Below are 6,297 nucleotides of genomic sequence, written 5' to 3' on the forward strand. Positions count from 1 at the left end.
CCATGCAAATCGCTCACCTCACCGACCTGCATATCCGGCCGCGCGGCAAGCCCGCCTACCGGGTCGTCGAAGTCAACATGATGCTCGCCCGCGCGCTGGCGACCCTGAAGTCCCTGGACCCGCTCCCCGACGCGCTGGTGCTGTCCGGCGACCTGACCGATTGCGGTCTGGCCGAGGAATACGCCCTGCTGCGCAGCCTGCTGGAAAGCCTCGACATGCCGGTCTATCTGATCCCCGGCAACCATGACCGGCGCGAGGCGCTGCGCGAGGTCTTCGGCGACTGGCCGACCTTCGGCGACGACCCGACCTTCATCGATTTCGCCGCCGGGCTCGGCCCGGTGCGGGTCGTCGGCGTCGACACCGTGGTGCCGGGCCATGGCCATGGCGCGCTGTGCGCCCATCGCCTGCAGCGCCTGGAGACCACGCTGGCGCAGGCCCCCGACACGCCGACCCTGGTCTTCCTGCACCACCCGCCCTTCATCTGCGGGATCGAGCACATGGACAAGATCCGCCTGCTCGACGGCGCCGAGGAGCTGCAGCGGATCGTCGCCGCCAATCCCCAAGTCGAGCGGGTGCTGACCGGCCACCATCACCGCCCCATCCAGACCCGTTGGGCCGGGACCATCGCTCAGATCGCCCCTTCGGTCGCCCATCAGGTGGAGTTCCGCCTGGATCCCGGCGCGGAAGGCGCGCTGGTGCTGGAGCCGCCGGCCTTCCTGGTCCATGCCTGGATCGAGGGCACCGGCCTCGTGTCCCATCAGGTCTATGTGGAGCGCTATCCGGGCCCGCACCCGTTCGTGCTCGATTCCGACTATCCGGGGCAGAGCTGAGCGGCGCTGCGGCCCGCCCTTGATCGGGATGCCGGCCGCGAGGCAGAGTGCGGCGGATCCCGATCAGGATAGGACCTCATGCCGACGGACGCGCAGACCCTCGCCGCCCTCCAGTCCCGCGCTCAGGCCGCCCTGGGCCGGGCCGACTGGCCGGCGGCCGAGACGGCGCTGACGGCACTGCTGGAGGCGGTCCCGCGGTCGGCCAGCCTGCTCTACAACCGCGGCCTGGTGCGCAAGCGCCTCGAAAAGCGGGCCGACGCCCTGGCCGACCTGGACGCGGCGCTGGAGATCGAGCCGGCCCACGCCAATGCCCGGTTCGAACGCGCCTCGACCCTGGTCGACCTCGGGCAGCTCCCGGCAGCGGCGGACGGCTTCGCCGCCTATCTCTCCCTGGCGCCCGACGATCCCGAGGGTCTGCTCAATCTGGGCCGCCTCCAGCTCCGCCTCGGCCGGGCGGAGGCGGCACGGGAGACCCTGAACCGCATCGACGGCACCGATCCAGCCGTTGTGCTCGCCCGGGCGGAGGCGCTGCGGGATTGCGGGGATGTGGAGGGGTGCCGGCGGTTGCTCGCCGGACTCCACGGCCACGGCCCGGAGGTGGAGGCGGCCCGGCTCAAGCTGATGACCCAGGGGGCCGCCGGGCGGATCAGCCTCGACCCGGCTCAGCTCTTCGCGCCGCCGCGGTAGCGTTTGCGGTACAGGCCCGGCTCCGCCTGCAGGGCGTCCTGCACCTCCAGATGGCTGGACAGTCGGTCGCCCGACATCTCGCCGATCTCCAGCTCGAGCGCCCCGCGCGGCACCGGGAACCCCTGGGCGACCGGTGTGCCGGCCGGCAGCCTCCCGGCGAAGCCCGGATCGCTCCACACCGCCGGAAAATGCACCGCCCCGTCGCGCCAGGCGTCGCAATCGACCAGCCCGGTGATCGTGCGGAACGGCAGTTCGAGCCGGTTGACCGGATGCAGGAACAGCATCGACCAGCCCTCGGGAAGCTCGACGGTCCAGAAGTTGGTGAACTTCACGATGAACTGACCGGGATGGGTCAGCCCGGGAAACCCGGTCGCCTGCTCCGGCAGATGCACGCCGACCGGCGCCCGGCTCGGACGCGCCTGCGCGTGGGGCGGCAGGTCCCAATCCCAGGACAGCGCGCCGTCCGTCATCGTCAGATCCGCGGCGAGCGGGAACAGGATGCCGCCCTGCATGGCGTCGACGAAGGGCGGGCACTGCTTGACCGTGCGTACCGGCGCGTCGGCGAGCAGCGGGGCGGCGGCCTCGGCCGGCATCGCGCGCAGCCAGTCGGGCAGGGAGGTCCGCGCCAGGACCGGCTGCGGCAGGTGGTCGGAATATCCGGGCAGGCAGCGCAGGGCGATCCGCATTCAGCGGGCCCGCCGCTTCAGCAGCACATGGGTGACGGCGGCCACGATGGTGAGGACGACGAAGATCACGCCGATGGCGTTGATCATCGGCGACAGGCCGAACCGCATCCGCGCGCCGATCTCGGTGACCAGGGTCCAGTCGCCGCCGATGGCGAAGAAGGTGGTGTTGTAGTTCTCGATCGACTGCAGGAAGGCGATCACGCAGGCCGTGGCGATGGTCGGCATGAGGAAGGGCAGGGTGATCCGGCGGAACACCATCACGGGCGAGGCTCCGAGATCCAGGGCCGCCTCCTCCAGCACCCGGTCCTGGCGCTGCAGGCGGGCCATGAACAGCAGCATGCAGTATGAGGCGATGAAGGTGGTCTGCGCCACCATGGCGGTGAACAGCCCGGCCTGGACGCCGAAATAGTCGCGCCAGAAGATCATCGTCGTCACGCCCAGCACGATCCCCGGCATCAGGATCGGCGAGACCAGCAGGGTGTAGAGCAGCGTCGTGCCGCGCGACTGCAACCGGGTCAGGATGAAGGCGCCCGACAGGCCGAGCGGAATGGCGAAGACGATCACGCCGAGCGCGATGGACAGCGAATTGAGAAGCCCCTGGACGAAGCGTGCGTCGCCCGGCAGTTCGACGAACCAGCGCAGGGTGAAGCCCTGCCAGTCGGTGACCGAGGGGGTCGGGGCCGCGTTGAAGGCGGCGGCGACCATGAAGATCAGCGGCAGGAACATGTAGGCGAAGAACAGCACTAGATAGCCGCTCATCACCGCGCCGGCCCAATCGGTCTCGCGCTTCGGGGCCAGCCTCGGAGCCACGATCGTTGTGTTCTCCGCCGCCGCCGTCATTTCGCGATGTCCCGGATGCCGACCTTGAAGATCGCCATGTTGACGAGGATGAAGGCGACACAGGCGACCAGCAGGGCGACCGAATAGGCGGAACCCTGGTTCCAGCTATCCGCCTCGAAGAAGCGGCGGTAGATGAGCTGGCTGAACCAGTCGGGATGCAGACCGCGGCCGACGATCTCCGGCGCTGCGATCGAGCCGGCCGACAGCATGAAGGTCATGATCGAGCCGACGGCGATGCCGGGCTTCGCATGCGGGATCACCACGCGGGTATGGATCTTCCAGACCGATGCGCCCAGGTCGCGGGCCGCCTCGATCTGGTTCCTGTCCAGGGTGTCGATCGTGTTGTAGATCGGGAAGACCATGAACAGCACATAGGCGTAGATCATCACCGTGAAGACGGCGCCGTTGGAGGCGACGAAGCGGAAGCCCTCGCCGGCGTCCATGCTGATGATCCCCAGCGCGTCGAACAGCCAGTTCAGAATCCCCTGCTTCTCCAGGATCATCACCCAGGAGAAGATCCGCAGCAGCTCGTTGATGGCATAGGGGATGACCAGGCCGACCATCAGCAGGGTCAGCCGTTCCTCCGACTGCATCGTCGCCGCCGCATAGGCCACCGGGTAGCAGATCAGGAAACACAACACGGTGACGCAGAGCGCGTAGATCAGCGTCATCGCGAAGATCTGGACATGCACCGCGCTCATGGTGGTGAAGTTGTCGAGGGAGTAGCGCTCCTTCATCCCGGCCTCGCCGGAGGAGGTGTCCTCCTTCGCCTCCAGCTCGGCGATCCGCGTCGTCAGCTCGGCGATCTTGGCCTCGGCCTTCGCCCGCTCGGCGGCCGACAATCCTCCGGCGGCCGCACCGTTCGGCGAGGGCGTCAGGCTGGGCGACGGGGTCAGGGAAGGCGATGGGAACCCGCTTCCTGCGCCGCTCGCCTCGCCCGCTTTCAGGCGCTGCTCCAGCGTGAACTTCTCGGTGTAGAGCCGGTCGATCTCCAGGGCGAGCATGGCGGTCTCACCGCCGCGGTCCTCGTAGATAAAGGCACGCTCGATCATGCGGATCTGCGGCACCAGGATCAGCCCGACGATCCAGGCGACCACCAGGCCGACGAAGACCGCCGTCAGACCCCGTCCATAGCTGCGGACCAGTTCATTCACGGGCCAGCTCCCCCGCCGGCATCACCACCGCGTCGCCATGGTCGAAGCCGATCGTCTGGGTTCCGGTGAACTCCTGGCCGGCCGTTCCGGAATTGGTCAGGTGCAGGGCCAGGCTGTGGCCGCCGGCCCGCACGAACAGGTTCACGAAAGGCCCCTCCAGGTCGCGGCGCTCGACCTCGGCCTCGATCCGGTTGGCCGGGCCGCCGGTGCCGTTGGCGATCCGCATCCGTTCCGGCCGCACGAAGATCATCGCCTCGGTGCCGTCGCTTAGCCCTCGGCTGTCGACACCGAACAGGCGGCCCAGGGGCGTGTCCAGGCAGGCATAGCCGTTCTCGCGCCCGACCACCGTCCCCCGCAGCACGTTCTGCTCGCCGACGAAGGTGGCGACGAAGGGGGTGGCCGGGGCGTTGTAGATTTCGGCGGCGGGCCCGACCTGCTCGATCCGGCCGAGATTCATCACCGCGACCCGGTCGGACATGGTCAGCGCCTCGCCCTGGTCGTGGGTGATGTAGATGAAGGTGACGCCGGTCTTGCGCTGGATCGCCTTGAGCTCGGCGCGCATGTGCTGGCGCAGCTTCAGGTCCAGGGCCGACAGCGGCTCGTCCAGCAGCAGCACCGCCGGCTCTACCGCGAGCGCGCGGGCGACGGCGACGCGCTGGCGCTGGCCGCCGGAGAGTTCGGTCGGCCGCTTGTCGGCCTGGCCTGTCAGCGCCACCAGGTCGAGCAGCTCCTCGGCCCGCTTGCGCCGCGCGGCCTTGGCCACGCCGCGCGCCTCCAGCCCGAAGGCGACGTTCTCCCAGACACTCATCAGCGGGAACAGGGCGAGGTTCTGGAAGATCAGGGCGGTGGGGCGCCGGTTCGGGCCGATGCCATTCATCTCCTGGCCGCCGATCGCCACCCGGCCCCGGGTCGGGTCGATGAAGCCGGAGATCATCCGCAGGATCGTCGTCTTGCCGCAGCCGGACGGCCCCAGGATCGAGAAGAACTCGCCGGCATGAATGTCGAGATCGGTCTCGTGAACGGCGGTGAAGCCGTTCGGATAGGTCATGCTCACGCCCTTGAGGGCGACGTCCTGCCCGTGCATCGCTCCGGCCCCGCTGACGACGTCACAAAGAGGAAACCCGGGGCCGTCTGGCGGCCCCGGGCGAAGATGCAACGCGATCAGGCGTTGGTGATCTTGTCGACGTATTCCTGGCGCAGCGGCGCGAACCACGGCGTGTCGGCCTGCCACCACCACAGATTGGCGAGGTTCTGCTGGTTGTAGACCTCGTTGAACTGGGCCTTGTACTCGTCGCCCGCATGGTCGGCGGCACCGGCGACGGCCGAGTTGTAGCCGGTGTTCTTGGAGAACAGGCCGGCCATCTGCGGATCCAGCATGGCGTTGATGAAGGCGTAGCCCTGCTCGACATTCGCGGCACCAGACGGCATGCCCATGGAGTCCATCCAGGTGATGCCGCCTTCGGTCGGCATCCGGTACTTCCACTTGGCGTCCTCGCGGTTCAGCAGGAGGCCGGTGGTGTCCCAGGTCTGGCCGATGGTGGCGCCGGCCTGCTTGAAGGCGTTGGTCGCCTCGGTCGCGTTGTTCCAGAACGCGGCGACCTTGTCCTTGTTGGCGATGATGTAGGTCGCGCACGCATCCCACACCCGACGGGCGTCCTCTTCGGACTTGTAGACGTCGAGCATGCGGTTCGACTTGATCTCGCCCTTGGCGTCCAGATACAGGCCGACACCCATGATCACGGACTTCTGGCGGAAGGCCGACTTGGCACCGTCCTGGAACAGCGAGCCGTAGGAGACCTCGTCCAGCGGCATGGCCTTGCTGTCGAAGGTCACCGCCTCGGTGCCCCAGTCAAACGGCAGCAGCATGCGGTCGCCGCGGTAGGTGGCGCCCAGGGAGACGCTGTCGCGGACCATGGACGGGATCAGCTTGTCCATCTCGATCTTGGACTCGTCGAGCGGCTGCAACAGGCCGTCGGGATAGTAGTTCGGGCCGTTGGTGACGGACGGGAAGATCACGTCGAAGCCCTTGCCGCCGGCGGCTTTCAGCTTCTGCTCGGCCTCGTCGTTGGACCCGAAGGTGGACAGGTTGATCGTGATGCC

7 protein-coding genes (1 of these 7 cut by a window edge) are annotated in these 6,297 nt (G+C 68.3%); 2 read left to right on the forward strand and 5 right to left on the reverse strand.

Annotated elements, in window-relative coordinates:
- Positions 1-2 precede the first annotated feature (2 nt).
- The gene (locus tag ACOQOP_RS16785) at positions 3-830 is read left to right on the forward strand and encodes a phosphodiesterase (protein WP_420562964.1); all 828 of its coding nucleotides are present in this window, start codon (positions 3-5) and stop codon (positions 828-830) included.
- A 78-nt stretch (positions 831-908) separates the two neighbouring features.
- Positions 909-1,517, forward strand: a complete 609-nt coding sequence (locus ACOQOP_RS16790) for a tetratricopeptide repeat protein (protein WP_420562965.1) — start codon at positions 909-911, stop codon at positions 1,515-1,517.
- On the opposite strand, the gene ACOQOP_RS16795 is transcribed toward ACOQOP_RS16790, so the two are convergent.
- From ACOQOP_RS16795 to ACOQOP_RS16815, 5 genes are all read right to left on the reverse strand, one after another.
- Positions 1,493-2,203: a hypothetical protein gene (locus ACOQOP_RS16795; protein WP_420562966.1), complete on the reverse strand. Its 711-nt coding sequence runs from the start codon at positions 2,201-2,203 to the stop codon at positions 1,493-1,495. The two genes, ACOQOP_RS16790 and ACOQOP_RS16795, sit on opposite strands and share 25 nt — an antisense overlap.
- Positions 2,204-3,013 carry an ABC transporter permease gene (locus ACOQOP_RS16800; protein WP_420562967.1) on the reverse strand — a complete coding sequence of 270 codons (810 nt, stop codon included), beginning with the start codon at positions 3,011-3,013 and terminating at the stop codon, positions 2,204-2,206.
- A 26-nt stretch (positions 3,014-3,039) separates the two neighbouring features.
- Complete coding sequence (locus ACOQOP_RS16805; protein ID WP_420562968.1) at positions 3,040-4,197, reverse strand: ABC transporter permease; 1,158 nt, start codon at positions 4,195-4,197, stop codon at positions 3,040-3,042.
- Entirely contained in the window at positions 4,190-5,281 is a 1,092-nt protein-coding gene (locus ACOQOP_RS16810; RefSeq protein ID WP_420562969.1) for an ABC transporter ATP-binding protein, read from the reverse strand. The genes ACOQOP_RS16805 and ACOQOP_RS16810 overlap by 8 nt, the downstream gene beginning before the upstream one ends.
- 77 nt (positions 5,282-5,358) lie before the next feature.
- Positions 5,359-6,297: the 3' portion of an extracellular solute-binding protein gene (locus tag ACOQOP_RS16815; protein WP_420562970.1), read on the reverse strand. 174 nt of this gene lie beyond the right edge of the window; 939 of the gene's 1,113 nt are visible here — the last part of the coding sequence; its start codon lies off the right edge, out of view; the stop codon is at positions 5,359-5,361.

Source organism: Thalassobaculum sp. (genome assembly GCF_965223715.1).
Lineage (GTDB): Bacteria > Pseudomonadota > Alphaproteobacteria > Thalassobaculales > Thalassobaculaceae > Thalassobaculum.